Below are 25,036 nucleotides of genomic sequence, written 5' to 3' on the forward strand. Positions count from 1 at the left end.
ATTCCTTACCTGTCTTGGTGCATCGGTCGGAGCGCAGCAGTGCTGTGCTTGCTCAGCTCGCCCACGCAGGGAAGTTGAGACAGATTGGGAACCATTTTCTGCCTTTCTCCCACCATCCCTACCTTACGTCTCACAATCTACCGCCAGGCGTGCTGCCGGATCACCCAGCAGCATATAGTTGCGGGCATCATTCCGCGCCATCCAGAGTGTTGCCAGTTCATGTGGTTCGGGTTGCTTCCCGAATTTAATGTTCTCTAGCTCTTCAGACAGCGTCAACGAACGTGCTGCCTGAATAATGTTGAACTGGTCGGTTGCACTCCCCAACCGTTTACCACTTACCAATCGCCCAATCACGTCTTCAAAACTCTGCGTCTGACCACGCGCTCCATCCAGACTAAAGCTGTATGTCCATGCCCGTTCAACATGTCCAACCACACCAAGCGCACCCCGTAATAACATCTGCTGTGGCAGTTGCGCCACAAAGGTAAAGGGGGCAATCAGTGGACGACCTTTCTCTGGATCAAAAATGAACTCATCGCGTTGCGGACATCCGGCGCCATAACAGGCAAAGAGTAAGGCTACCATACCCTCCAACGAGAGATTGGTCGGCAAATCTTCAGCCGCAAACCAGTGCTCGCGCTTAATCCCGCCAAACCCGCTCCAGTCTTGCGTTACCAGTGCACCCTGATACATCATAAGTTCCCGATCATTGGCCGGCAGGCCCAGACCATGGGTAGCACTAAAGAAAATAGCCGGTGGCTGATTCCCATCGCGCAATGCTTGTTCCAGATTACTGCGAGTGGCATCACCGGCCAGGAGAAGCCGTCTGGCGAAGCCCCGTTTTTGGGGTAACCCGTGTTCGTGCCAGGCTGCCAACGGCATTACCAACTCAACGGCACTGCGTTCAGTTGATTTATCAAGATCATGGCGGGTACCAAAATAGACGATCTCACGTCGGAGTCGAAAATCACGTGCCGCTCGCCGCTCATACTCAACCAGACGTTGCGCATACATGCGGTAATCGGCATAGCGGTGTTGACCTCGTTCATCGGTAAAGCAGAGCCGACCAACTCCCCAGAAGATGTCTAGTTCGTATTGAAAGTTGAAACTGATAAAGGATCGATCATCAGGTGTCAGTGGTCCTGGGCGCGCCGCAATTAAGAGGTAGAACGGAACACCCTGACTCGGCTTAACCGGCCCGGCTATCGTCCCGTGACGTGCTAACCAGCCATTCACCCTTTCACCAGGGCGATGGATCAAGACCGGTGCGCGCTGTTCCCATGGCTGTTTGAGATCGGCATAGCGAGCTGCCCATTCGGCGCATGTCTCGCCAGCACGAAACGCGACGGGCGGCAAAGTGATGCCCTGTTGTTCGGCTCGGTGCTCAATCAGCGGCCAGAGTGCCTCGATTAAGCTTACATCATCAGTTGCACTAACCACCACTGCCCAACGTGCCTGAGCCAGGTCTTCTTGATCGACATCAGCAACAACGCCAAAATGTTTCTCTTCAGCGTCATTGCGGGTTTTATGTAACGTTTGCAGCTCCTTAGAGTCTTCGCTCCGCTGAGCAAGTTCACTCGCACGTATCGTATCGATCCGTAAAAGCGGCTCGCCTCGCCGACCATCAATACCGTTTGGATATAGTTCCTCTGCATCCTGCGCGTCAGCGATCAAGATCAACGGGCCTTGATAGCCGACAACTGGCGGTGGTTCAGCGAGTTTGGCTGGAGTTATTATCGTTGGCGCCGGTGCAACTACGGAGGGTGATGACCCAATCAACATCTGCACCCGTTCAATGAGCGCATCGAGTCGACTACGCAAAGCTTGCATTTCGGCCAGAATGAAAGCCAGATCGTTGGCTGGCGATGTGCCCAATGCCGATGGTACCGTTGCCGGCCGTTCTATGATCAAACCGGTCGCGATCAATGCCGCCATGCCTTCCTCGAAGATCAACTGGTACGGTACATAACAATGCCCAGGACCATCAGGATTTTCGTTCGCCCAATCGCTCCCCCACGAATTGCGCACAATAAAGTAACCGCCGCCGGGTGCGTCTAGATCATCGCGATAGCCCAGCGCACACATCGCGTGACCGCCCAAGCGTTGCTCACCGGGCAATGCCCGTCGTACCCGTCCAATTCGTCGCACCTGGCCGCTGTTCGTCCAATGTTCGCCGATCATTAAACCGATTAACACCGGGCGACCGGCAGCCAGGGCAGCCTTTATCTGATGAACATCACGTGCTGGTAATAGTTCCACATCAGCGATGCGACGCTGTTTGGCTTCACGAAATGCCGCATCGCTCGGTCGCTCGTGGCCTGGCTGTTGATGATCAACCGGTTCTGGCCGGTAGGGCCACGTCTCTTCTCGACAAACTCCTAGCTCCGCAACAGCGCGCATAGCTACCAATGGGTTGGTACCAACGTCGCCAGGAATTCGATCACGATCCTTGCTGATCCAGTAGATAAATTGTTCGGAGAGATCGGTCGGGTCTTTACTGAGTATCTGGACCATGGCAGCAATACTGAAGGCGACGCAAGTATTGCGCGGCCCCTGACTCACCGGCGGCGGTAGCGTGAATAGTGGCGGCACTTCTGGCGGCAAACCGACCGGCGGACTAAACGAAGTCGCATCCACTTCAGGAAGATCATCGAAAATAGCCCCGGTGCCAACCGGCTCCATTGCCACATCAACACTGAACGAGCTGGCGTCAGGTACAACCTCCAGCGCCGCCATCACCATCGCCCGCACATCATCTTCGCTCCGCCCCAAGACACGGGCCAGCGCCGCCAATCCACTTCCTAACCCTGTGTTACCGGAACGGGCTGTTGCAACAAATTCTTCCACACTGGTGATCCAGTATGCAGCCAGTGTCGTTCGGGTTGTTTCATCAATCGCGGATACTGCGGTTAATGGTGTGAGCGTGCGCATGGCACATCTTCCTATCTTATACTAACGGTAGCCCTGGGACGGCGAATGATCGATGTCAATGTTATGTCTACCTTATACGGGACAGAATGCCACAAAGGAGTGCAGCGAATTTCGGTTTGGCAGCTTCGCCGGCTGCCATCACCTCTTCGTGGTTGGCTGGTGGCGCGTCGGGCAAAGCCAGATTCGTAATGAGTGAAAAACCAAGCACACGCATTCCACAATGGACAGCAACAACAATTTCTGGCGCCGTTGACATTCCTACCGCATCGGCGCCCCACACTCTGAGCATCCGCAGTTCGGCTGCACTCTCGAAAGTTGGACCACTCAACATACAATACACGCCCTCGCGCAGTGGAATACCGAGTTCAGATGCTACAGTACGGGCCAGCGGTACCAGATCGTTATCGAACACACCAACCATTGCCGGAAAACGTGGTCCCAGGCGTTCGTCGTTAGGGCCACGGAGCGGATGATGGCCAGCCATACCAGGCAAGAAAATCTGGTCATTGATCCGCATAATATCGCCAACCTGCCAGTCTGGACGTAACCCACCGGCAGCGTTGGTCACGATGAGCGTTTCACAACCGATCGCATGTAAGACGCGCACCGGGAAGGTTACCTCTTGCATACTGTAACCTTCGTAAAAATGAAAACGCCCCCGCATCACGGCTACCGGTTGACCGGCCAACAACCCAATCGCCAGTTCACCGCGATGTCCGGCCACTTTTGGCTGGTGAAAACCGGGAATATCGCGGTAAGGAATGACAACAGCATCTTCGATCTCGTCGGCCAGTGCCCCTAACCCTGAGCCAAGGATTAGACCAACGCGAGGGATGTGGCGTAAGCGCGGGATAATTGCAGTACGCGCTTGCTCGATGTCGTTAAACATTCAGCACCTACTCTATTTTAAGACACGGCATCAACTGTCTGTGCTGATTTGAGCACAGACCACTAATCCAAAAGGCCTGCGTGCAGGAATGATTGTTTAAATTCTACTCAATAAATCACGTTTTTTAGCCTCAAACTCTTCAGGAGAAAGAATCCCGCGATCACGCAACCGGGCTAGCTCCTCTAGGGTACGCTGAATTTCCGTGACGCTACTTACCGGGCGACTGGGGATATACCCTTCTGCTTCCAGATAGCCATACCCACGTTCAAGATTATGTTTCGCCTCAAGCAATGCCCGTTTGAACTCGAGCGGAGCCTCGATCCGATCCATTACGTTGGCGCCTTCAGCACCTGAAGCGGTTAAAATCTCGATAGTACCGAAATTGAAGATCCGCCCTATGATGCTCTGGCGCAGCTCAATATCATTGATCTTCTCTAACGACGAGTCAATCACGCGCTTATTGAAGACACCACGTACTTGTAACACACGGCGATCTGTAATAACGATCTGTTCCGAATTCCAGCGCAGAAAATCGAGAAAACCGCTGATCAGCACGATGATGCTGATCACAAGACAGATCAGCAGAATCAGATCACTGATACTGATACCACCGATCATTGCCGTTGAATTGTTCCGGAATGCCAGATTCGAGGCAACCCCGGCCGCAACCAGAATTCCAATCAGCGTCAGTTCGGTCAAGATGTTCATAATCAACACAAAAATGTGCTGACGGGCGACGTACAAAATCTGCTCTCCCCGCCCGAGCAGGCTTTCCACATAACTCATGGCCCGCCCTCCTTTATTTCAGGCAATGTAGTCGTCATACGTTTCCTACTGTGATGATAACAGATGATTGAGAAACTCTGCCGATTTGAGATCCCGTTCCAGGAGATGGCGTATACTGGCCCGTAAGAGGTCTGCTGCTTGCTGACGGGTTGCCGACGAAATGCGCAGCGTTTCACCGGCAGCCACCGATTGGGCCTGAAGATAGCGTAGTAATCGAAACGTCGCCTCGCTCAGGGGTAAAGCATGCGGATCAGCCGTCCGATGGTTTGGACAGAGCACGCCGCCCAGACTTGGGCTATATCGATCAGCATCTGGCGTGAGCAGCTCGTTGCAAACAACACAATAGTGCAACTGAGGCCGATAACCGAGAATATGCAGAAGGTGAAGTTCAAAGCTGCGCAGGGTCAGTTCAGGAGTTGGACTGCGATTAAGGGATTGGAACGTTTCAACCAGCAGCCGAAAGAGAGGGGGATTCTCTTCTGCCTCAGCCGTCAGACGGTCGTACAATTCGGCAACATAAAAGCCACAACCGAGACGGGTCAGATCACTTCGCAACACGGGAAAGGAACTCACAATCTGGCTCTGGGTCACAATATCAAGATGACGCCCGACAGCTAGCATCATCTGCACGTGTGTGAAGAGTTCAATGTGACCGGCCAGCCGACTCTTCATTTTGCGTGTACCTTTAGCAATAACCCATCGCTTCCCAGCAGGAGTAGCAATCAGGAGCAGACGATCGGCCTCAGCAAAATCGGTACGACGAAGAATAATGGCTTCGTTGCGATAGACTCGCTCGCGCATGAAACGTATCGCTATCGCGCCCCGTCGGACTGGACCGGCGATGCGCCTTGTGCAGGTATCGAGATCAAGTATGATGAGTTTGCTATCACACCTGAACACATTCCCGCAGAATAAATCGGTTGATTGCCTTCGTTTATCTGTTTATGATCAGTGCAATATTCTCGCCTCATTATAGCCGCTCAACGAAGGCCGATCAAGCATCTACTTTACCACGTTGTCGGCCTAGAGTACAATATCCGGCTGGTGTAAGCAGGGATTTTCAACGTTTTTCCCTACCCGACAATGATGGGAGATAGGGGCGAATGAGAAACAGGTACCTACTTGACCGTCATTCCTCTTTCCGCTCGTGGATGTTGGAAGAAGGACAGGGAAGAGAGGGGCGCTGGTTACCGTCGCTCCGTTCTTCTTGCGGATCGGTCGTTGGATGCACCCAAAATTAAAACGTTGAAAAACTTCAGGTGCATAGTGCTGACAAGCGATATAGGGATCAATGTACCTCAAACGACTGGAAATTCAGGGTTTTAAGACATTTGCAACCCGTACTGTATTCGAGTTTCAGCCGGGAATTACGGCAATCGTCGGGCCGAATGGGAGTGGGAAGTCGAATCTGGCTGACGCCGTGCGCTGGGTACTCGGTGAACAGAGTATGGTGGCGCTGCGCTGTAAGCAGGCCAGCGAACTTCTCTTTGCCGGTGGTGGTAAACGACCACCCGCCGGGCTAGCCGAAGTAGCACTGACGATTGACAATAGCGATCGTCTGTTGCCAATCGATTTCGATGAGGTCACTATCACGCGCCGGGTAACCCGCACCGGCGAAAATGAGTATTTCATCAACCGTGCCCGTGTACGGCTCCGTGATCTGCTGGCCACCGTTGAACCGCTCGGTGGTTCGTACACGATTATCAACCAGGGCTTGGTTGATGCAGCGCTGACGTTACGACCCACTGAACGACGCCGGTTGTTTGAAGATGCCGCCGAGATCGGCGGATTCGAGTTACGTAAAGCCGAGGCTCTGCGACGACTACGCGAGAGCGAGGCGAATTTACAGCGGGTATCTGACCTGCTGGCCGATCTTGAACCACGGCTGCGCACGCTGCGCCGCCAGGCCGGCCAGGCGCGTCAGTATCGCGAATGGCAAGCCGAACTACAGAAGCTGCTCACACGCTGGCACTACACCGGATGGCAGGCAGCCCAGGCTCAGGCACAGCAGGCCCAACATCAGGTGCAACAGGCAGAAGATACTCTCGCCCGTCTGCGTATTGTGCAGAGTGAAGCCACAGCCGCGCTTCACGTGCATCGGACTGCTTTACGTGAACGACGCGCAGTGCTAAGCGCATTACATCATCAAGCTGCTCAGCTTCATCAGCAAGCCGAGGCATTACAACGCGATCTGGCTGTTGAAAACGAACGACTGGCTGCGCTGTCGCGGCGCAGTGAAGAGATTGAACGACAATTAACGACATTGGCCGACCACCAACACACAACTGCCCAGGAATGTGAGCGAGTTGCTACACAGTTGACACAAGTTGAACAAGAATTGACGGCGCTTCGTCACCAGCTTGCGCAGGCAGAGCATAAACAACAAACTGATGAACAAGCATGGGCCATCCTCACTTCTCAGATCAAAGCTGCGCAGGAACGCGCATTACAGGCTGCGCGCACTGAAGCTACCGTGCTCAGTCAGATCGATCAGCTTTCAGCACAACAGCGCCGCTTGCAGACCGAGATCGAGCGCGTGAAAACGGCTTTGCAGCAGGCTTCTGAAGCAATGGTTGCTGCCCAGGTTGCGCTTGAAGAAGCGCAAAAGACTCTGGCTGCCACCGAGCAGGCGTATCAAAACAGTCACGCGACGGTTCAACACACCCGAAAGGAGATTGATCGTTTGCGTCAGGCACGTGCTGCAGTGGATGAGGAGCGGGCTGCCTGTCGCCATACATTGGCTGAACGTGAGGCACGTCTGGAAGCCTTAAGTCGACTAGCACGTTCGCATGCCGGAACATTTGCTGGTGTACGAGCAGCACTCGAATGGGCGGAACGAAACCGGCGGCGTGGCTTTTTGTTAGTTCAGCAGATTATCCGTGTCCCCCCTGAGCTAGAGACAGCTATTGAGGTTGCACTCGGTGCCCGCTTGCAACACATCGTGGTTGAGGAATGGCGCGATGCTGAAGAGGCCATCGCTGAACTGCGCCGTACCGGTGCCGGGCGTGCAACATTTCTACCCCTTGATACGCTACGCCGTCCGCCTGATACTCGTCGGCCTCCTGCCTCGCCCCACGTTATCGGTGTTGCAGCCGAGCTCGTCACGTATGATCCCCATTATACGGTCGTCGTCGAACAATTGCTCGGCCGCATTCTGGTGGTGGCCGATCTGGAGACTGCGCGCAACGAATTGCGTCATCTTCCACCAGGTTGGACTATCGTCACCCTGGCCGGTGAACAGGTGCAGGGTAGCGGGGCTGTGACCGGTGGCGCACCGACGAAAGAGAGTGGTGTACTGCGCCGTGAACGTGAATTACGCGAATTACCAGAATTGGTAGCACAGGCACGGGCCACGTTGTCGGCAATTGATGAACGACGTTCGGCGCTTGATCAGGAATTGCAAGCGGCTGTCTCGCGGTTACGTAGCGCCGAACAGGCTGAACGTGAAGCACAACGCCGACTTGATGCGGCACGCAACGGTGTCGAACATGCCCAACGTCGTGTGCGACAACTCGAACAGGAACATCAATGGCTTGTAACGCAGCAGGAGCGGCTCACCCAGGAACTCCACACCCTGGCAGAACAAATGACAATCCTGCAACAACGTCGGCACGATGTGCACAACGAGCGGATTGCTGCCGAGACCGATCTGGCAGCACTGCGTGAACAGCAAGAGCAACAGTCGCACCACGACCGGGCTGTTCAAGAGCGGCTAGCTCACCTGCGGGCTGAGCTATCGGCTGCCGAAAGCCGACGGCAGATGCTCGCTGAACTACTCGCCGGTCATCAGCGTACTTTAGCCGACCTCGATCATCAGTACCGCGAACTTGAATCTACTCTCGATGCGCTCCATCCCCAACGTACCGAACGTGAAGCGGCCTACCGCTCAATGCTGACGCGCCACGAGCAAATTTTGGCCGAGCTACACATGGTGCGTGCTCAGATCGAACCAACCGAAGCCGAAATTCATGCAGCAGAGGTCGAACTGGCTCAACTGGAAACCTCCGAAGCACAAGCCACCGCTGATCTGCGGGCCGCCGAAGCCGAATATAGTCGCCTGGTTCGCGAAGCCCAACGCGCAGCCGATCGGCTCGATACCCTCTTCGAGCGAGCCGCAGCCGATGGTATCGATCTGACGCAGACACCACCCTCCGACGATAGTCCGCCAATAGATGATCTACCGGCAGCTATCGAGACGCTGCGCACTCGAATATTGCGGCTCGGTGTCGTGAACCCGCTGGCGCTCGAGGAGTATGAAGAGGCGGCCAACCGTCACACCTTCCTAACCTCCCAAGCTGCCGATCTGCGAGCGGCCAGTGCAACGCTCCATCAACTCATTAATGAACTTGACAGCACCATGAACGAACGCTTCCAACACACCTTCCATGCCGTTGCCACCGAGTTTAGTACCGTTTTCCAGGAATTGTTTGGAGGGGGCAGCGCACGCCTTGAACTGGTCGAAACGACCGATGGCGAAGAAAACAATGGCCGACGGTCGGTTACAGGGGTCGAAATTGTTGCCCGGCCACCAGGAAAACGTCCGCAAAACATTGCCCTGCTTTCCGGCGGTGAACGAACACTGACCGCCGTGGCACTCCTCTTTGCTATTCTGAAAGTTAACCCTAGCCCATTCTGCATTCTCGACGAAACCGATGCAGCCCTCGATGAGAGCAACATCGGGCGCTTCCGCGAGATGTTGCGACGCCTCAGTGACCGCACTCAGTTCATCGTCATTACCCACAATCGTGGTACGATCGAAGTAGCGGATACCCTCTACGGCGTGAGTATGGGTGATGATAGCGCATCACGTGTCGTTTCGCTGCGTGTTGCCGGGTATGTGGGAGCAGGAATATGATTAGTGCTACTGAATTGAGCGGGCTTCTAAGCGGACGGATCGGTTCGCTCACCATTACGCCTACCGGTGACGTGCGAATTGATGATCCACCACCAGGTGCGATTCTACCCGGCAGTTTCAACCCCCTGCACGAAGGGCATCTTGGGATGCAACGCGCCGTCGTCGTCATGACCGGCCAGCCGGTACATTTCGAGCTAACGGTACGTAACGCCGACAAAGGTGAGCTATCGCTGTTGGAAATCAATCGCCGCGTCGCTCAATTTGCAGGGCGCCATACCGTCATTCTGGCCGCGGCACCACTCTTCGTGCAGAAGGCTCGTCTTTACCCTGGTCGTGCTTTCGTTATGGGCTACGACACAGCTCTACGGCTCGTTACGCCAGCCTACTACGGGAGCGAAGCCGCAATGCTGGCTGCGTTTGCAGCCATTGCTGCCGCCAACTGTCGCTTTTTTGTCGCCGGTCGTCAAATCGACGGACGATTTTACACCCTCGCCGATCTTACGCTACCGGTCGCCTATGCACAGCTCTTCACCCCGATTCCCGAAGACCTCTTCCGCCGCGATATTTCATCTACGCAGTTACGGGAACGTTCTGCTTCCCAAGGCGGAACAGTGTCGTAGGGATGATTTCCAGCGCTCTTGCCAGTAGTGCTACCCCTTCCTTTTCTACATTTGGAATAAGGATGGACAGAGAGACAATGATCCAAACGGTGAGGAACCGGGTCAAACACGCATGGCATGTTCCGGTATCCTCCACCATCCCTAGTCCAGCCCAGAACCCTGATCGAGTACAATGGCAGTAGCCAACTCGCTCGGTGGAGTAAAGTTATGACTCGTCCTTCTGTTCGTGAAATGCGCGAAGCGCTCGAAGATCAAATCCTCTCACCATACGCTGCCAGAAGTGTTGATGCTGTACGCGACACCCTCGAACCTCCATGCCCGATTCGCACGGCGTACCAACGCGACCGTGATCGTATCTTACATTCCAAGTCATTCCGACGGCTTAAACACAAGACACAAGTTTTCATCGCGCCACTTGGCGACCACTACCGTACCCGACTTACGCACACGTTGGAAGTGACACAGGTTGCCCGAACCGTTGCCCGTGCCTTACGCTTGAATGAAGACCTGACCGAAGCAATCGGGCTTGGTCACGACCTCGGTCACGCCCCGTTCGGTCATGCTGGAGAAGTAGCATTAAGCCGTATCTGTCCTGGTCACTTTCGCCACAACGAGCAATCACGCCGAATTGTCGAAGTGCTCGAACGAGATGGGGCCGGTCTCAATCTAACGTATGCCGTTCGCGAGGGGATTCATCTTCATTCAAAAGCACGTCGTGACATTACCGCTACGGCATGGGGGACGGCCAAAACCCTGGAAGGGCAGCTTATCAAGTTGTGCGACAGTATTGCCTACATCAACCACGACATTGACGACGCGATCCGCGCCGGTATTCTACGCAGGGAAGATTTACCGCCTGAGTGTACCGACGTGCTAGGCAACAGCTCAAGCGAACTACTGACAACCATGGTGAGCGATCTGATCTATCATAACTGGTGGGCTACTGGCGAGGGAATACCACCCGATCCACCTGTCCTGACAATGAGTCCGCCAATCCTGGCGGCTACCAACAAATTGCGTGACTTTCTCTATCAACACGTTTATTGGCGACCGGAGGCAACGGAGGAAAATGAGAAAGTTGCATTCGTCATCGAAACCTTGTATCGATACTTTCTCAGCCACCCGGAGGCAATTCCCATCGAACTACGGACAATTGTCGAGCGACGGGGGGAACCAATTGAGCAGGCTGTCGTTGATTACATTGCAGGGATGACTGATCGCTATGCGCTGGCAGTGTTCAAGCAAATCTTCGTGCCGCGTACTTGGGGAGCGACACCGTAGTCTCTGTCTGTACATGTCGCCCCGTATTCGTTCGGTGCCTGCTGCGCCTCCCGCTGACGGGAACGGAAGGATGCCGGCGGAACCGAAAGATAGCGGCCTTCCCGCGACAAGGGAAGCAGGTCAGACGTATGATCAGGTTGCGGTACTTCCTTCGTCTCGCGATGGTGAGAGGGGCCGAGAGCCTGGTGACGCCGAAAGCTGACGACCGCACGCTACGTTGGGCGTAGCAACGAGAGGCGCTATGAGCGTGATCGACGATATTAAAGCCAATGTTGACATCGTTGATCTGATCAACTCGATGGGTGTTGGACTACGCCGCAGCGGACGTAGTTTTGTCGGCTTTTGTCCGTTCCATCCCAACACCCGTACCCCGGCGTTTCACGTCTACCCCGACACGCAGAGTTTCTACTGCTTTGGCTGTCATGCATCAGGCACGGTGTTTGACTTTGTGATGCGGAAACAGGGGCTGGATTTCAAAGGCGCCTTGGAGTTGCTAGCCGAGCGGGCAGGGATTCGGCTCGAACCGAAAAACGATATCCAACGGCAAGAAGATGCCCGTCGGGCACGTCTACTCGAGATCAACGGTGTTGCGACACGCTACTTTAACTACGTGCTTCTGAACCTCGGCCGTGGTGAGCCTGGCCGTGAGTACATCGCCAAACGTGGGATCAATCGCGACGCTATTGACGCTTTTCAAATCGGGTACAGTCTCGATGACTGGCTTCATCTCTTTACCTATCTGCACGAGAAGAAAGGTTATAGCGTTGAAGACATTATTGCCGCAGGTCTGGCAATTCCCAGTGAACGCGGGCCGTATGATCGCTTTCGCAACCGTATCATCTTCCCGATCCGCAATATACGTGGTGAGGTGATTGGCTTTGGCGGGCGAGCATTAGGTGATGCTCAGCCCAAATATCTCAATACCCCAGAAACACCGCTTTTCAAAAAGAGCGAGGTACTTTATGGGTTAGACCTGGCGCGTGATGCCATTCGATCTGCTAACCGGGTCATTATCGTTGAAGGGTACGTCGATGTCATCACTGCCCATCAATACGGCTTTCGCAATGTAGTGGCACCGCTCGGTACAGCATTGAGCAAGGCACATATCAACCAGCTCAAACGGCTCACCGATCAGGTTTACCTTGCCCTGGATGCCGACGCTGCCGGGCAGAAAGCAACCCTCCGTGGGCTGGAAACCATCCGCACAACCACCGAAGAGGAAGGTGAAGGTCGGCTTGTCACCACCGCGCAGGGGATTGTCCGATTGGAAAATGATGTAACCATCCGTATCATTCGCTTACCTGCCGGGCGCGATCCCGATGAGGTCATCGCTGCCGATCCACAGCTCTGGAAAGAGTTAGTTGACAATGCCACACCAGTGATGGATTTTTATCTGGAAGCGTACACTGCCGGTCTTGACCTGCATGATCCGGCCCAACAGCGCCTCGCGCTCGAGCGGATTATTCCCTTGCTGAGTGAACTTGACGGTGCTGCGCAGCGCGTGTACGTAGCTCGCGTTGAACAACTCACCGGTGTACGTAGTGAGTTGATCGTTGATCTGCTACGGGCCAGAATCCAACCGCCCCGGCGAAACGAGCGGCATCGCGGTATTCGATCTTCATCGCCGCCACCGGCACCACCGCCAACCGCACCGCCACCAATCGATGAACATCGACGTGATACTGAAGCCTATCTCCTGGCACTGGCTCTTCGTTACCCTTCTGTTGATATGGCGATTGAACGTCTCCTGGAAAGCTATGCCGAGCGCTGCACTGCGATAGGCGACATCTTCGGTGCTGGCATAGAAGATCTGCTCGAAGAACCGATCCACCAGGCCATCTGGCAGGCCTATCTGGCAACGCCGCTTGAATTACGACCCACCGACCCCGACAGTTTGCAGGCTTGGATCACGACGCTAGGTGAGCCGCTGAGCAGTGAAGCTAGCAAACTCCTGACGATCCTCGCCCGCCGCCCCGACGACGTGCGGTATCGTCATGAGGCTGAGCAATGCGCACGCATGCTTCGCAAAGCCCAGGTGATGGCGCGGATACATCGTTACAGAGAGCGGCTGAACGATCTGACAGACGAAGAGGAACTACAGCGCGTAATACAGCACATATGCGATCTCAGTACCTATGTCGAACAGATCACTCGGCCACGTCAGTCGAGTACGTTTCCCGATTTACGCAATCTCCTTGGACAATGACATTTTTCAGCAGTTTGTATCTCCTGGCGATAGCTCTGCGCACTGTACAAACACTGAGGCGTGCTGTGGCAATCTCGAAAGCGGTAGGACGCCCCGACTCCGGCAGGTCATTTCTGCTACCGGGCCGCCATTGCGAGCGCAATCCCCTGTGCACGATACACCGGCCACTCAGCTTGCGGCGCAATACTGATTACAATCACGGTGCCGGAAAGGCGAGCTACACCGGCAACAGAAGTGCCATCAGCACGCTGACCACGAAACGTTACAAGTTGACTTCCATCAGGAAGTTGATAAGGCGCTTCACTCTCGATAACTGTTACCCAATCGACAACCGTTTGTGCCCATCGGTCAGCACTGAGGAGAGTTGGGTCGGTAACGCTTCGCCGACCGAGAAACAGCCCTCGATAGGTTGCTGCCAAATCGGTTGCCTGGGTTGTCGGCAATAATTCCCAATCGCCAGGAAACATAATTGCCCCGGCGATAGTCTGAGCAGTCACCAGACCCGCCGGCGCCCAGACCAGGCGACTGGCATAATCAACGCCCGTCACCAACCGTCGCTGTGGTTCACCCAACGGTGACACCTGCCAGATTTCGCCCGTTCCCATATCGGTATACAGCGGAGCATTCGGATCGGCATTCGGGTTCCACGCTGACGGTACTATCACTGCCAATGCACTCCCATCAGGCGCCCAGGTCGCAGCCGTGACTCGCGGCAACCTGATCGTCAATTGACCACGCAGCCTCAGATTCCCATTTGGTAAAGCCTCACTACGTTCTCCGAGCATTTCAATCAGGTACAGCTTCCATACATCATAGCCGGTAAAGCCTCGTGCATCGCTAAAGTTATACTCCACCAGCGCCAGTTGTTTTCCATCAGGCGAAAAAGCTGGCGGACGATGCCAGCCGGCTCCGGCCAGCGTCGGTACACCACCACCGGCACTACTATCGGCAATCATCGTCAGGTTGATGTCCACGAGGGCCTGATAACCCAAAAAACGTTGATACGCCACTTCTCGCGCATTGGGCGACCACACCGGTGCATAGACAACGAGACCCGTTTCGGGCGAACCATCGGCAATAGCAAAAATCCACTCGTTCGCACCAGCACGATTGATCAAACGAATAGCGTTCCGCTCGCCAACAAAAGATAAGAACGACGGCTGAGCTGTTGGAGGCGTTGCGAAAGCCAGACGACGGCCATCCGATGCGAAACTGGGATCACATCCCGGCCCGAGTGCACGCTCAGTCGCTGTCGGCACATCAAAAATATAGACAGTCGCCACAGTACACCAGCGACTCCACCGTTCCCAATCGAATGGCAGGATTGGTTCCTGAGACGCAGCAGCATACGCGAGCGCCAGGCCATCTGGAGTCCAGCTCAAGCTATATGCAATGCGACCATCGATCAACCCACGCACAGCACCGCTCGCCCGATCAACAATACTGATACCTTGATCGGTCACAACGGCAATCTGTCGACCACTAACATCGACTGCCCAATCAAGCACCTCAGACGCCAAAGTGCGCTCTCGACCGCTAACCAGATCAAACGCTACTAACGTTCTCTCACGTAAAAACAGTATCTCAGCGGGATATGCTGGAGCAATGAGGTTGGGTTGTGCAACGAGTGTTGGTTCAGTTGTTGGCACTATTGTCGGTGAAGGTGTTGGTACCGCCGTTGGTACCACACGAGTTGCCATAGGTTCGGTAACTGTTGGCGAAGCGGAAGGTAAAGAGGGTGATGGTATTGGAGTAGGCGATATAGCCGTTGCGCATCCAGCCAATAATGACAGAAACAACACCCAAAGATGGCGCAGCATGAGACACTCCCTCTGCTCAAAATACCTGTCTCTATCATGACGAACGCGGCCTGAAACCGGTTCCCGCGCATCATCGGGCGAGAATGAAACGCGGCTACGTGCGCACACCGCCAATGAGTTGCGCACCAATCATAACCGCCATCGCACGGAGAGGCATGAGGTGAGAACCCAAGGAGTTTCACACCGTTCAAAGAAAGTGCTGCTTCATCCCGGCCTCCTTCCTTTCTGTGAGAGAGCGGAAGGAGGCAGATTGGGAAACCGCGATCACGCTCCTCCCCTTCTCTGTCATCACCATAGCAGGGAAAGAAAGAACGACGAAAAGCGCTGTAGCACACAGAAGCGGATCGCCATGGCGTAACCGCTATCGCCCGCCAATACACTGAACCTTACTGCTGGGCAAGCGTGGTCACATCAACCAAAATCTCGATCTTACCTGCAGCCTCAGCCGCCTTCCGCAACTCAGCAACCCACGGCAGAAACGTCGTACTAAACGCCTCTTGGCCAGCAGGCGTCTCCAGAAATGCCCGATCATCAAACGAGCGTACCTGTGGCCCTTCAATAACTTCAATGATATGCCAGCCAAAATCAGTCTGCACAAGGCGCAACTCACCTGGCGCCATACTAAAGACCGCCTCATCAAACGGCGCTACATAGACTCCACGTGGTGCCCAGCCCAGATCCCCACCTTGCGCCGCCGATCCTGGATCATCAGAACGTGTACGCGCAAGCGCCGCGAAATCGGCTCCTCCCTGTAATTCGGCTAAAATAGCTTCTGCGGCTGCCTTCCGACTCTCAGCCTCGTTAGGCGCTGCGGCAACCAAAATATGGCGAGCGCGCACCTGTGTAGCCGTCGTGTGTTTCAGTAACATCTGCTCGATCAACTGATCACGACCCAAGAGACGGCGCAACTCTTGCACATCGGCAATCTTATTCTCTTGCAAGAAGGCTTGAAATTGGGCATCATCACCCCCCGCCTGCGCCAGCCGCAACTGCTCAACCTGGCCATCAATGACCGACTCATCAATCGTCGCGCCCTCGGCTAGAGCAGCCTGCACAACCAGTTCAACATCGATCATCTGATCGAGGATCGCCTTAACATCACTATTCGGCAGATAAAACCGATCAAAATCACGCCGCAAAATAAAGGCATCCCCCACTCGTGCAATCGCATCCGCCGGCGCCGAAGATGATCGGGTCGGCGTCGATGACGCCGGAGGAATGTTCGTCGTTGATGAACCGGCAACGGTTGGGCCTGATGGTGCACTACAGGCAGTTAGCATCAGACTCACGACTAATCCGATCCATACCGTATGCCGAAGCGACCAGTTCATACTCACAAAAAACTCCTTCTAAACCACAAAGCAGGTGCCCACAATTGACGCACCGTAATACGGGTATCGTACCACATATTCCTGAACGGCAGGTGGCTATCTTCCGTTTTGTATACCGCCAGGAAACGTATCACACGCCTGTACTGCACCCTGAAGGGTTTGGCAATGCAGATGCTGCAACAAGGTGGTTGTTTCGATGAAGAACAAGCCACAAGGTGAATATCTGAAATACACGGTGAAGCCAGTATAATCGCCAAGGTCTTTCGCAAGTGGAACAAAGAAAGGAACTCGCTTCTTCGTTTCACTTCTCTTGCCTAAGCTCGTATCTGGTTTTCTTCATCATCGTTATTGGATAAGAAAAGAACGTTGAAAAGACTTAAATGTTTACAGGTCTCCTGGTCAATCACCGAACAAGGTGGTATAATACTTCATACGACATCATAAGTGCGTATCATGAGGCTTTCGCCGAAACAGTCACTTCTTGGACAAGTGCCAGAGCACAATCGGATGACGGCAGAGAAATTGTTTCAGAAGTGGTAATGAAACCATAAGACCATAAAAATCAGCTTATGATTTCGATAACTCCGTCGCCATCACTTCCCATTGCCGCTTTGGCAAACAGTTTCGAGCACGTTACTACTTCGTACAAGTTTTACTGGTTTCTGGCATTACTGGAAAGTGTAAATGAAAACGACGAGCGAGTTTTCGAGATAGATTCGCTGCTGGCACGCATGATCGCCCACGCCTGGTATGTAGTCAATGACCTAAGACTTTCATTGGGTGATAATGACCAGCTAAAAAAATTGATCGATCTCCTAATAAAGAATTCAAGCCTGGACATCGATAGTTCCCGTGATTGTATCATTCAGACCGTCCTCACTCATCTCCAGCAAGAAGACAACATCGGACGAAAAATCCGCTCCCTTGAAAGATATGTTCCTTACCGCTTCATTCGTCCATTTTTTGATCAAGCTTTGCGTGGTCTCAAAGATCAGGAATGCAACCGTCGAATTCGTGATCTTGCTGATTGGTCATTTACTAGCCCTCAGCCCTGTCTCTACAGATTTGTGAATATTCCTGCTCCTGCTATTGAAATTCACCCTGGCTGGCAGCTCTACCTTCAACGACATCGAAGCGTTCTAACTAAGTTTTGCCTGCGTCATTTGACCAATTATTTGCAGAAGAATAACCCAAACGTTCCGAGTATTGCTGAAAAACTCTTTGAATCACAGACAAAAGACTCTCTCCCAGGACACTTGTCTTAAAAATTTGTCTATAAGAAGAATTTCGCCTACATTTACTCCGGTCAGTTACTCCAGAAAGACAGTGTTTCGCCCAGCTACTTGCTCCCGTGATGTTTTGTGGCACACAATTTACTCTGGAATATCATTCCCACACCCAAAGAAGCGAATTTTCAGAAAAGCGATAACCTGCCCGACCCTTTCTACATTATGGACTTTTTGAGTCGTTGGAAGATTACGCCGTACACCAGACCATCGACAGCTTTCAGTAAATACTGCGTGCGCTAACAAGGTATGTAATCGTTTATACACCGATGTGAGGTGGTTGAGACAGGATACACCCTTGTTCAACCGTGTCAGGCGCAATTCTTACCTACCTAACGAAGACGGAAACTCACGCACTTACAGAAATCGTCAGGCACTATTGCAGCATCCGTTGGCAACATTACCCACCCTCCCCTCATTGTCCTCACTACTACCGTGGTACAATAGCAACGCCGGGTGGACTGAAGTGTTTATAGATGCTCTTGGCGAGTGAGTTCGTGCCTGCTCACCTGGAGCAACAGTGATGTGAAGGAGCTTGCATGGCAGTGGTAGCATCCGTAGTTGACAATCGTCGGGAACAGATCGGTTGGTACTTCTACGATTGGGCGAATTCAGCATTTTCGACCACAGTTGTAACTGTCTTCTTAGGGCCATACCTGACCTCAATTGCCCGCAATGCGGCTGATGTGAATGGATTTGTCTACCCCTTTGGGATTCCGGTGGCAGCCGGATCGTTCTTCCCCTATGTTGTGTCGCTCTCGGTTTTGTTACAGGTCTTTTTTCTCCCTATTCTCGGCGCTATCGCCGATTATTCCAACGCCCGTAAGCAAATGCTGGCTATCTTTGCTTATACAGGTGCGTTTGCGACAATGGGCCTCTACTTTCTCGAGGGTACAAACTATTTGTTAGGTGGAATCTTGTTTCTGATTGCCAATCTCACCTTCGGCGCCTCGATTGTCTTTTACAATGCCTTCTTGCCAGATATTGCCAGTGCCGAACGGCGTGACGCGGTTTCTTCACAAGGATGGGCCCTTGGGTATCTCGGTGGTGGATTGCTCCTGGCTGCCAATCTGGTCTTCTTCCTCAATGCCGAGTCGTTTGGCGTAGAGAGTGCGATGGCAGTACGCATCAGTCTGGTGTCGGCAGGGATGTGGTGGGCGATCTTTACCCTGATTCCGATGTGGACACTTCAGAATCGGGGTGCGGTTCGCCAGTTGCCGCCAGGCGAAAACTATTTGACAGTCGGTTTTCGTCAGTTGGCACATACCTTTCGCCAGATGCGCGGTTATCCACAGACGTTGCTATTTCTGGCTGCCTATCTGCTCTACAACGACGGTATTCAGGCTGTTATTGCCCTGGCCGCTCAGTTTGGCGCCGAAGAACTCGGCATTGGGGAGTCTACCCGCATTGCCACCATCTTGATGGTGCAGTTTGTGGCTTTTGTTGGTGCGTTGATCTTTGGTGCACTGGCGACCCGGCTCGGATCAAAGCGTGTCCTGTTAGGTAGTCTGGTAATCTGGACGCTGGTGGTCAGTTATGCTTACGTTATGCCAGCTAATAACGAAGCACAGTTCGTTGCCCTGGGTGCGGCAATCGCACTCGTATTGGGGGGAAGCCAGGCGATCAGCCGTTCGCTCTTCTCGTTGATGATACCCAAAGGCCAGGAGGCAGAATACTTTAGCCTATACGAGGTTGGCGAGCGTGGTACAAGCTGGCTGGCACCACTACTGTTCGGGATAGCGTACCAGCTTACCACAAGCTATCGCATTGCGATTGTCTCACTGATTATCTTCTTTGTTAGTGGATTTCTCTTACTGCTGTTCGTTAACGTGCGCAAAGCAGCAGCCGAGGCCGGAAATGAGGCGCCAGCGCACGTATGATGGGCCGGCACCAGGGGCAACCTAAGTGGTTGCCCCCTACGATTGTGAGCGACGACGAGTATTTTTACGACCTCGTTGCACCATGATCTGCCATGCTTTGTCCGGGTCTATCATTGTACGCAATTGTTGATCGCTGATCCGGTGGGCCTGTCGTTCGTTGAGTTCGGCAATCTCACGGAGATGCTCTTCATCTTCTGGTGAAATGTTCACCTGCTCGCGCCAATACCGCCAGGCGGCAAATCCGATCAGTCCGAGAAGAACGGTCGTGACGACCGCAATCAGGATTCCACCGATCTGTTCCATAGGGCACCTCTCAGCATGTCGGTCTTGCGGTTTGCCGAATCATGGCCAGAAGCTGATGACGGGTGAAGGGTTTACTCAACACCGGAAATGGTGGTGCGTTGCCGTTTGGCATGATATGTTGCATGTATCCTGACATTAAGAGCACCCGTATCTGCGGGAAAGACGCCTGAAGATGATGGGCTAGTGTGATCCCATCACCGTGTGGTAATACGACATCGGTTATCAACACATGGACTTCGTGTTGTTGCGCAATGGCTATTGCCTCCTGCGCATTAGTTGCTTCTATAACAGTATACCCATGTTCGCGGAGCAGACGAGCTGCCATCTGTCGTACTCCAGGTTCATCTTCAACCAGTAAGATCGTTTCACGATCAATGTTCTCACACGGGTTCTCACTGTCAATTACGTCAGTATTGACATCTATACTATCGGCAGACACTACCGGTAGGGCAACGGTAAAGCAACTTCCAACACCTGGCTGACTATCAACGTTGAAAAAACCTCCGTGCTGGGTCACAATACCACTACAAATAGCTAATCCCAGCCCACTTCCCTTACCCATCGGTTTGGTCGTGAAGTATGGTTCAAAAATATGTTCGCGAATGGATTCATCGATGCCAGTGCCGGTATCACATACTGATAGTAAAACATATCGGCCAGCCTGAGCCTGACTGAGTGGCGGAATATCATCAGCAGAGATATACTGATTGGTCGTGCGAATCGTTAATTGACCGCCATCTGGCATTGCATCACGGGCATTCACTACCAGATTAATCAGTACCTGCTCAAACTGGTTCGGATCAATCTTTACCTTTTCTACTGCATCACTCAATTCGAGTTGTAAATCAATGTGTTCGCCTATCAGACGCTTCATCATGCTCATCGTGTTACGAATCTGGCGATTGATGTCGATCACTTGCGGTTGACCTGGCTGGCGGCGGGCAAACGTCAATAGTTGCCGTATCAGCTCACTGGCCCGAACTGTACTCTGTCGTATCGATTCAAGTTCGGGATAGATTGGGTGATCGGGGGTTATTTCTAACAAAGCTAACTCTACATTGCCGGTAATGACGGTCAGAAGATTATTGAAATCGTGAGCGATCCCACCGGCCAATTGACCGATAGCCTCCATCTTTTGTGCCTGAAGCAATTGGGCCTGCAATCTTGCCTGTTCACGCTCGGCCTGTTGACGTTCGGCAATTTCACGCTGAGCAGCAGCGTACAGTTTGGAATTGTCGAGGATCAGTGCAGCCAGTTGGCATAACAACATCGCAAATTGAATCTCCTCCGTCGTGAAGGGCGAGCTGTGTTGATTGCGGGCCACACCCAGAACACCCAAACATACATCTTCAACGATGATCGGAATGGTCATTGCTGGTCCAAAATGGAACGACTCATACGCAGATGAGCGTTCCGGCCACTCAGCGTAATTGAGAACGATAGCCGGTTCGCGGGTATGATATGCACGCCATGACAAGACAGCAGTAGAAGGAGTTTCACGACGTGATGTCCATGCCGATGACGGAGGTGTACATGCATGGATGACAAGCGTTTGCTCATCCTCAACTAACAGGAACTCGGCGTAGCTCACTTTGAGCAACTTGTAAGCGCTATCGGTAATTGCCTGCAAGAGGTCATCTATCTCACGGCAGTGTAGCCAATCGAGGGTAAGTCGGTGAAGGGCAGCGAGTTGATCTCGTTGGCGACGGACGCTCTCTTCTGCCCGCCGAATATCGGTAATATCAACTTCCATACGGACAATATCGCTGACCTGCCCTTGAAAGAAGAGTGGGAACATCGCTGAATACATCCAACGCACATCACCGGTTTTGGTACGGATTTGCCAGGTTCGTGGGGGAAGAGCCTGACCGCTTTGCCAAATCTGTTCGATGTAATGTTCAAATTCGCTTATCTCCTGACCGGTCAGGATCAAATCTTGCAAACGTTGACCACAAGCTTCGGCTGCCGTGTAGCCGTAAAATTGCTCACATACCCGGTTCCATTCTAGTATCACACCGTGACGATCAACACGTTGGATGGCAACCAGTGGTGTCTGTTCGATAATATCGGTAAAACGACGCAGAGCCTCTTGCAGGCTTTGCTCGGCTTTCTTACGGGCAGTGGTCTCGCGAAACAGCAACACGTGACCACTCGACTTCCCTTGATACCCTTCGATAGGGTTGATTATCACGTCGAAGAACCGTTCAGGGTGGGGAGGATAATCGAGTTCGAGCCGTACTGGCTCGGCTGAACCAACTGCTTTTAGTAACGATGGCCATTTGAGGGCAGTTTCTAGACGATTGTTGATTGCCATTGAAGAGCCGAAGAGTTGTTGGGCAGCAGGATTCAGATCGACGATGCGCTGTTGTTCGTCGATAACGATCATCGCATCAGACATGACCTCGATGAGACGGTTGCGAGCAATGGGGGTTAGGTTCAAGAATTGATACCGGTATAGTCCAGACAAGATGAAAGGCGCTGAAAGTAGGAGCGAAATCGGTGTCAGATCAACGCCAAGATAAGTGACCTGACTGAGGTATGTCCAGTTTGATAAAAACGGGAAAAGGAACCCAATGCCCAGTAATAACATCTGGCGCCGAAAGAGCGGTGAAGCGTGCCAAAACGCGCCGGCGATCAGAGCCAGACCACTGGTCAGGTACAGGTATGAATAGCCGATATGAAACCAGTACCAGTATCCAGGAATCACCCTGAGTTGAGGTGGTATCTCGGCACTCAACAATACTTCATTGTAGAAGAGACGGTGCCAGGGATTGGTAAGTGCAACACCGAGGGTAATACCAGGTATGAGAAACAGCAACCAACGTGCCCGTGATCGGTTCCAGGGCTGAAAGTCGAGATAGCTAAAGGCAAATAACAGCCAGCTTGGCGGTAGAAAGACGATGCCGAATTGTTGGGCTACGCGCCAGAACAATTTCTGTTCCAGCGTAGCTGATGCTAATTCCAGTGCATCCGCGCCAGCCCATATAATGACGGCAGCTAACATAAGCAAAAATGCAACCCCGCCCGGTCTGCTACGGCGTGGCCAGAGATAAACAGCTACGCCTCCTGCAACAAGGCAGACGATGCACAGCAGAACAATTGTTATGTTGAGGTTGAACACCATTCCTTTACCCCCGGTGCGTCTGAAGAGATTGGCGCCAAAAAGATTACGCACCCTTGTGTTTCACCATCATTGTAGCCGGAAATAGCCTTCACGGAGTCGTTAATTTGACAGAAAGATTGCTCTCGGTCATAATATTACCAATCCCTGGGTTCTCAACAAGTAGCACTGCGATGAGGCATCTATGGCTCCGATTTGGAGTTTACGAGAGTTTTTAGTCCGTAAGCGGCAGGCGCTGGCTGCGTTTCGTGATCGGTTACGGGATCAGCAAGTGACACCGGTCAGGTTGAGCGCCGCTGTTACAGTTGCAGCAGGCACAGGTTTACGTCCGGTGCGGATACGCGATCATACGGTGTTGAGCGATTCGGGGCCAGCCCTCGGTGGTTATGATCTTGGTCCAAATGCGCCTGAGCTATTGCTGGCAGCAATGGCCAGTTGCATTGCGCATTCTGCGCTAGCAATTGCCGCTGATCGTGAACTGGCAATCGATGATTTACAGGTTGAAGTCAGTGGTCAGATCGATTATCGCGGTGCGCTGGCCGTCAGCACTGATGTGCCGGTGGCACCCACTGATCTGCAATATACGATCCGGTATCGCGGTGATGTCAGTGATGCCGAGATGAAAGCCCTTCAATCCGATCTCGAACGCCTTTGTCCGGTCTTGCTGGCGGTGTTGCAACCACAATCACTCCACGGACAGGTAGAGCGGATTGAGGCTTGAAGCTCTGGGAGCGATGGTCAGAAGAGGCGATCGCATTCTCTGCCCGATGCCCCTCTCGGTAAGTATTGGTTGCAAAAGGTGGATTGAAAACTCGCTTCTGCTGATACGTTGACGGTGTGATTTGCAGAAAGTATCTGAAAAGGAGAGGTTGTATGTGTCCACCGCGCTTCATCGAGTCGATCCAGTCACCCGAAATCAGTCGGCGCAGTCTCCTCAAATTTGGCTTAGGGGCAGCGGTTACAGCCGTAGCCGCGCCGTTTACGGCTGAAGCAGCCACCAGCACGCGGGTAAGTTTTCAGAATGTTGCCGATCTGACCCATTTGTTAGGAACCCAATTTCCTCTCTTCCCCGGTGCGGCGCCGTTTCAGATTACACCGGTGGTCTTCCACGACCGCGACGGCTATTACGGCAGCATCTTGAATTATTGGGAGCATTCGGGCACCCATATGGATGCGCCGGTGCACTTTGCGCCCAACGGCCTCTTCGTCGATCAAATTCCGGTGCGATCACTGGTCGTCCCGGCGGTCGTGATCAACATTACCGAACGCGCTGCACGTGATCCCGATACGGTGGTTACCCCGGATGATATTCGGGCCTGGGAGCGACGGTACGGTCGAATTCCCAATAATGCAGCAGTACTGATGGCCAGTGGTTGGGGCGCACGTGCTCATTCGGTGGAGCTGTTCCGTAACACTGATTCGAGTGGGGTGATGCATTTTCCCGGTTTTGGGAAGGATGCAATTGATTTTCTACTTACCGAGCGTAACATCAGTGGAATTGGAGTTGATACGCTAAGCCTTGACCATGGCCCGTCAACGACGTTTGCTGTTCACTATACGTTGTTGCCAACCAATCGTTGGGGATTAGAGAATCTGGCGAATCTGGAGTCTATTCCGCCCAGCGGGGCAACATTAGTGGTCGGTGCACCGAAGATTGCCGCTGGCTCCGGCGGGCCGAGCCGGGTGTTTGCGTTGTGGTGATGTGCAAAGAAGGGGCGAGTCTGGAA

General features: G+C 53.3%; 16 protein-coding genes. 8 read left to right on the top strand and 8 right to left on the bottom strand.

What is annotated here, in order from left to right; translation table 11 throughout:
* Positions 1–123: 123 nt before the first annotated feature.
* From QTO31_RS09510 to recO, 4 genes are all read right to left on the bottom strand, one after another.
* Complete coding sequence (locus QTO31_RS09510; protein ID WP_301428907.1) at positions 124–2,931, bottom strand: C1 family peptidase; 2,808 nt, start codon at positions 2,929–2,931, stop codon at positions 124–126.
* Between the two features lie 67 nt (positions 2,932–2,998).
* On the bottom strand, positions 2,999–3,820 hold the full coding sequence (locus QTO31_RS09515) for a purine-nucleoside phosphorylase (RefSeq protein ID WP_301428908.1): 822 nt from the start codon (positions 3,818–3,820) through the stop codon (positions 2,999–3,001).
* A 96-nt stretch (positions 3,821–3,916) separates the two neighbouring features.
* Positions 3,917–4,606 (bottom strand): PH domain-containing protein, encoded by a 690-nt coding sequence (locus tag QTO31_RS09520; RefSeq protein WP_301428909.1) that lies wholly within the window; start codon positions 4,604–4,606, stop codon positions 3,917–3,919.
* A 45-nt stretch (positions 4,607–4,651) separates the two neighbouring features.
* A complete protein-coding gene (recO, locus tag QTO31_RS09525; protein WP_301428910.1) occupies positions 4,652–5,407 on the bottom strand; it encodes a DNA repair protein RecO in 756 nt (251 codons plus the stop codon).
* Positions 5,408–5,897: 490 nt separating this feature from the next.
* On the opposite strand from recO, the gene smc reads away from it, so the two are divergent.
* From smc to dnaG, 4 genes are all read left to right on the top strand, one after another.
* On the top strand, positions 5,898–9,461 hold the full coding sequence (gene smc / locus QTO31_RS09530) for a chromosome segregation protein SMC (RefSeq protein WP_301428911.1): 3,564 nt from the start codon (positions 5,898–5,900) through the stop codon (positions 9,459–9,461).
* Positions 9,458–10,081, top strand: a complete 624-nt coding sequence (locus QTO31_RS09535; protein ID WP_301428912.1) for a hypothetical protein — start codon at positions 9,458–9,460, stop codon at positions 10,079–10,081. Before smc ends, QTO31_RS09535 begins: the two co-directional genes overlap by 4 nt.
* 207 nt (positions 10,082–10,288) lie before the next feature.
* A complete protein-coding gene (locus tag QTO31_RS09540; RefSeq protein ID WP_301428913.1) occupies positions 10,289–11,362 on the top strand; it encodes a deoxyguanosinetriphosphate triphosphohydrolase in 1,074 nt (357 codons plus the stop codon).
* A gap of 241 nt (positions 11,363–11,603) precedes the next feature.
* Complete coding sequence (gene dnaG, locus QTO31_RS09545; RefSeq protein WP_301428914.1) at positions 11,604–13,568, top strand: DNA primase; 1,965 nt, start codon at positions 11,604–11,606, stop codon at positions 13,566–13,568.
* Positions 13,569–13,684: 116 nt separating this feature from the next.
* On the opposite strand, the gene QTO31_RS09550 is transcribed toward dnaG, so the two are convergent.
* Positions 13,685–15,388, bottom strand: coding sequence for a TolB family protein (locus QTO31_RS09550; RefSeq protein ID WP_301428915.1), 1,704 nt, complete (start codon positions 15,386–15,388; stop codon positions 13,685–13,687).
* Positions 15,389–15,774: 386 nt separating this feature from the next.
* A complete protein-coding gene (locus QTO31_RS09555; protein WP_301428916.1) occupies positions 15,775–16,719 on the bottom strand; it encodes a peptidylprolyl isomerase in 945 nt (314 codons plus the stop codon).
* 569 nt (positions 16,720–17,288) lie between these two features.
* On the opposite strand from QTO31_RS09555, the gene QTO31_RS09560 reads away from it, so the two are divergent.
* Complete coding sequence (locus QTO31_RS09560) at positions 17,289–17,984, top strand: hypothetical protein (RefSeq protein WP_301428917.1); 696 nt, start codon at positions 17,289–17,291, stop codon at positions 17,982–17,984.
* Positions 17,985–18,544: 560 nt separating this feature from the next.
* Complete coding sequence (locus tag QTO31_RS09565) at positions 18,545–19,885, top strand: MFS transporter (RefSeq protein WP_301428918.1); 1,341 nt, start codon at positions 18,545–18,547, stop codon at positions 19,883–19,885.
* A gap of 36 nt (positions 19,886–19,921) precedes the next feature.
* On the opposite strand, the gene QTO31_RS09570 is transcribed toward QTO31_RS09565, so the two are convergent.
* A complete protein-coding gene (locus QTO31_RS09570; protein ID WP_301428919.1) occupies positions 19,922–20,188 on the bottom strand; it encodes a hypothetical protein in 267 nt (88 codons plus the stop codon).
* Positions 20,189–20,198: 10 nt separating this feature from the next.
* Positions 20,199–23,312 carry a histidine kinase N-terminal 7TM domain-containing protein gene (locus QTO31_RS09575; RefSeq protein WP_301429457.1) on the bottom strand — a complete coding sequence of 1,038 codons (3,114 nt, stop codon included), beginning with the start codon at positions 23,310–23,312 and terminating at the stop codon, positions 20,199–20,201.
* A 181-nt stretch (positions 23,313–23,493) separates the two neighbouring features.
* Between QTO31_RS09575 and QTO31_RS09580 the strand changes: the two genes are divergently transcribed.
* Positions 23,494–24,030 (top strand): OsmC family protein, encoded by a 537-nt coding sequence (locus QTO31_RS09580; RefSeq protein ID WP_301428920.1) that lies wholly within the window; start codon positions 23,494–23,496, stop codon positions 24,028–24,030.
* Positions 24,031–24,182: 152 nt separating this feature from the next.
* Positions 24,183–25,010: a cyclase family protein gene (locus QTO31_RS09585; protein WP_301428921.1), complete on the top strand. Its 828-nt coding sequence runs from the start codon at positions 24,183–24,185 to the stop codon at positions 25,008–25,010.
* Positions 25,011–25,036: the final 26 nt, after the last annotated feature.

The organism is Chloroflexus sp. MS-CIW-1 (assembly GCF_030444705.1).
Lineage (GTDB): Bacteria > Chloroflexota > Chloroflexia > Chloroflexales > Chloroflexaceae > Chloroflexus.

Bases quoted from the DNA above. Each gene is read 5' to 3' on its own strand.
- QTO31_RS09585 (WP_301428921.1), top strand. From the start codon at position 24,183: ATGTGTCCACCGCGCTTCATCGAGTCGATCCAGTCACCCGAAATCAGT.
- QTO31_RS09565 (WP_301428918.1), top strand. From the start codon at position 18,545: ATGGCAGTGGTAGCATCCGTAGTTGACAATCGTCGGGAACAGATCGGT.
- QTO31_RS09520 (WP_301428909.1), bottom strand. From the start codon at position 4,606: ATGAGTTATGTGGAAAGCCTGCTCGGGCGGGGAGAGCAGATTTTGTAC.
- QTO31_RS09515 (WP_301428908.1), bottom strand. From the start codon at position 3,820: ATGTTTAACGACATCGAGCAAGCGCGTACTGCAATTATCCCGCGCTTA.
- QTO31_RS09560 (WP_301428917.1), top strand. From the start codon at position 17,289: ATGATTTCGATAACTCCGTCGCCATCACTTCCCATTGCCGCTTTGGCA.
- QTO31_RS09540 (WP_301428913.1), top strand. From the start codon at position 10,289: ATGACTCGTCCTTCTGTTCGTGAAATGCGCGAAGCGCTCGAAGATCAA.
- dnaG (WP_301428914.1), top strand. From the start codon at position 11,604: ATGAGCGTGATCGACGATATTAAAGCCAATGTTGACATCGTTGATCTG.
- QTO31_RS09550 (WP_301428915.1), bottom strand. From the start codon at position 15,388: ATGCTGCGCCATCTTTGGGTGTTGTTTCTGTCATTATTGGCTGGATGC.
- smc (WP_301428911.1), top strand. From the start codon at position 5,898: ATGTACCTCAAACGACTGGAAATTCAGGGTTTTAAGACATTTGCAACC.
- QTO31_RS09555 (WP_301428916.1), bottom strand. From the start codon at position 16,719: ATGAACTGGTCGCTTCGGCATACGGTATGGATCGGATTAGTCGTGAGT.
- QTO31_RS09535 (WP_301428912.1), top strand. From the start codon at position 9,458: ATGATTAGTGCTACTGAATTGAGCGGGCTTCTAAGCGGACGGATCGGT.
- QTO31_RS09510 (WP_301428907.1), bottom strand. From the start codon at position 2,931: ATGCGCACGCTCACACCATTAACCGCAGTATCCGCGATTGATGAAACA.
- recO (WP_301428910.1), bottom strand. From the start codon at position 5,407: ATGCGCGAGCGAGTCTATCGCAACGAAGCCATTATTCTTCGTCGTACC.
- QTO31_RS09570 (WP_301428919.1), bottom strand. From the start codon at position 20,188: ATGGAACAGATCGGTGGAATCCTGATTGCGGTCGTCACGACCGTTCTT.
- QTO31_RS09575 (WP_301429457.1), bottom strand. From the start codon at position 23,312: ATGGTGTTCAACCTCAACATAACAATTGTTCTGCTGTGCATCGTCTGC.
- QTO31_RS09580 (WP_301428920.1), top strand. From the start codon at position 23,494: ATGGCTCCGATTTGGAGTTTACGAGAGTTTTTAGTCCGTAAGCGGCAG.